General features: G+C 67.4%; 3 protein-coding genes. All 3 read left to right on the forward strand.

What is annotated here, in order from left to right:
• Nucleotides 1-1,055, forward strand: a 1,055-nt coding sequence (locus JWR89_RS26260; protein ID WP_299721119.1) for a four-carbon acid sugar kinase family protein, incomplete at its 5' end; no start/stop codon positions are given.
• Complete coding sequence (gene pdxA / locus JWR89_RS26265) at nt 1,052-2,056, forward strand: 4-hydroxythreonine-4-phosphate dehydrogenase PdxA (protein ID WP_299721120.1); 1,005 nt, start codon at nt 1,052-1,054, stop codon at nt 2,054-2,056. The genes JWR89_RS26260 and pdxA, both read left to right, overlap by 4 nt.
• A gap of 166 nt (nt 2,057-2,222) precedes the next feature.
• Nucleotides 2,223-2,866 (forward strand): DeoR/GlpR family DNA-binding transcription regulator (locus JWR89_RS26270; RefSeq protein WP_299721121.1); only part of this gene is annotated, 644 nt, incomplete at its 3' end.

The raw sequence follows: 2,866 nt of genomic DNA on the forward strand, positions 1-2,866 counted from the left end.
CCGAATTGCTGGCGCGGCTGGCCGAGCCCGGCCGCATCCTGTTCAAGAAGATCGACTCGACGCTGCGGGGCCAACCCGCCGCGGAGATTGTTTCGGCACTGCTGCACCTCAAGTCGCAATCCGGCCCGGCGCTCGGCGTGTTCGCGCCGGCGTTTCCGGCGACCGGCCGCACCACCATCGACGGCCGTATCCACGTCAAGGGCCGTCCGCTCGAGGAGACCGAGGTCTGGGTGCGCGAGCACACCTATCCCAATGCCGATCTCGTCGACGTGCTGGCGAGCGCCGGGATCCGCGGCGAGAAGATTTCGCTGACAACCATTCGCGGCCCCGACCTCAAGGCCACCTTCGCGAGACTTGCCGCCGAGGGCGATGTGGTGGTGGCCTGCGATGCCGTGACCGACCACGATCTGCATCTGATCGCGGAAGCCAGCCTGCTGGCGTCGCCCTCGACCTTTTTCATCGGCAGCGCCGGCCTGGCGCATGCGCTGGCCGGCCTCGATGCCGACGGCGATGTCGAGCCGCTGCAAATTCCGACCAGTGCCACGGGCACGCTGATCGTGGTCGGCTCGCTGGCCGGCGCGTCGCGTGCGGCGGCACGCGAACTGGCCGCGACCGGCACGGTCGAACATTTTCCGGTGTCGCCGGACACGTTGCTTGGCGAAGGCGCCGACCGCGCCAGGCTCGCGGCGGCGGTGAAGATGCGCCTGTTGACCGGCGGCGACGCGCTGGTCGAGATCGCGATGGACGAAAAGCCGGACATGTCGCTCGGTGCGCAACTGTCGCAGGGCCTCGCCGATGTGCTGGCGCCCGTGGCTCCGGAGATCGGCGCCCTTGCCGCAACCGGCGGCGAATCCTCCGCGGCGCTGCTGTCGCGCTTCGGCGTCACCGGCATCCACCTCGCCGTCGAGTTCGAGCCGGGCGTTTCGCTCGGCCTGACCCTCGGCGCATTGTCGGTACCAATTGCTACCAAAGCGGGGGCTTTTGGTGACGAACTCAGCCTGATCCGTATCGCCGAGCGGCTGCGCGCCGTTCGAATCAAAGGAAGTTTTGCATGACCCGTCCCACCATTGCGATCACCATGGGCGACCCGGCCGGCATCGGACCGGAAGTCATCATGAAGGCGCTGGCCCAGCCCTACGCCCACGAGATCTGCAATCCGCTGGTGATCGGCGACGCCGGCCGCCTGCGCAAGGCGGCCAAGGCCGTCGGCGTGGCGCTCGCGGTCGACTCTCTGACCGCTGCCGGCGACGCCAACTTCGCGTCGAAAGCGGTGCAGTGCCTGGATCTGAAGAATGTGCCGGACGCTCTGCCGTTCGGCCAGATGTCGCCGGTCGCAGGCGAGGCCGCCTATCGCTACATAGAGAAAGCGGTGCAGGTGGTGCAGGCGGGTCTTGCGCAGGGCATCTGCACCGCGCCGTTGTCCAAGGAGGCACTACACGCCGCCGGCCACAAATATCCCGGTCACACCGAATTGCTGGCGCACCTGACCGGGACGCCGGAAGTGTCGATGATGCTGGTGTCGCCGAAGCTGCGCGTCATTCACGTCACCACCCATATCGGCCTAATCGACGCCATCAAGAAGATCGAGCCGGGACTGGTCGAGCGTGTGATCACGCGCGGCCACGACGTGCTGATCAAGGCAGGCATCAAGAATCCGAAGATTGGCGTCTGTGCGATCAATCCGCATGCCGGCGAGAACGGCCTGTTCGGCCACGGCGAGGAGGCCGAGAAGATCACCCCGGCCGTGAAGGCCTGCCGGGCCAAAGGCTGGGACGTGCAGGGGCCGCTACCCGCCGATACGCTGTTCTTCCTGGCCGGCCGCGGCGACTACGATATGGTGGTGGCGATGTATCACGATCAGGGCCACGGCCCGATCAAGGTGCTCGGCCTGGAATCCGGCGTGAACATCACGGTCGGCCTGCCTGTGATTCGCACCTCGGTCGATCACGGCACCGCTTTCGACATCGCTGGAAAGGGCATCGCCGACGAGCGCAGCCTCATCGAGGCGCTGCGGCAGGCGGTTGAGCTGGCACCGAAGAGCAGCAAGGCGGCATAACTCAAACTGTCATTTCGGGGCGCGCGCTCTTGCGCGCCAACCCGGAATCCCGTTTTGCTCTAGCCAGATCGTGGTTCTCCGCCACTCCAAATGGAGTGGCAGGGGTTCGCCGACGCGATGGCGCGCCGGCGCCTCCGGAACGACGAGTGTTGAGGGTGCCGGTTCGATGTCGATGCGCAGCAAGGAACGTCGCGCCCGTCTGCTGGAGGCGCTGAATGCCGGCGAGATCGACGTCGACGATCTGGCGCGGCGCTTCGACGTCTCCGCCTCCACCGTGCGGCGCGACCTGCAGCATCTCTCCAGGGCCAATGCCGTGCGCCGCACCTATGGCGGCGCCATCCTCACGGGGAACGCCGCCGAGACGACGCTCGAGCAGCGTCTCGCCGTGCAGGGCAAGCAGAAGCAGGCGATCGCGCAAGCGGCGATCGAACTGATCGAGGACGGCGACACGCTGATCCTGGACGCCGGCTCGACGGTGGCCGCGTTCGGCCGGCTTCTGCTGCAGCGCCGCTTGCGCGTCATCACCAACAACCTCGCGCTGCTGCCGTTTCTCGCCAAGGCGCCGTCCATCGAGCTCATCGTTCTCGGTGGCGCGCTACGCAGCACCAGCATGAGCACCATGGGGCCGTTGGCGCACGACGCGCTGCGCCGCATGACGGCGGACCGCGCCATCATGAGCGCCGACGGCGTGGTCGGTGACCGTGGCCTGTGCGAGGCCGACCTCGAGCAGGTCGCGCTGAAGTCGCTGATGATGCAGCAGGCTAAGGAGGTCGTCGTGCTCGCCGACGCCGGCAAGCTCGGCCGCGCCGA

It is taken from the genome of Tardiphaga sp., from assembly GCF_028290785.1.
Lineage (GTDB): Bacteria > Pseudomonadota > Alphaproteobacteria > Rhizobiales > Xanthobacteraceae > Tardiphaga.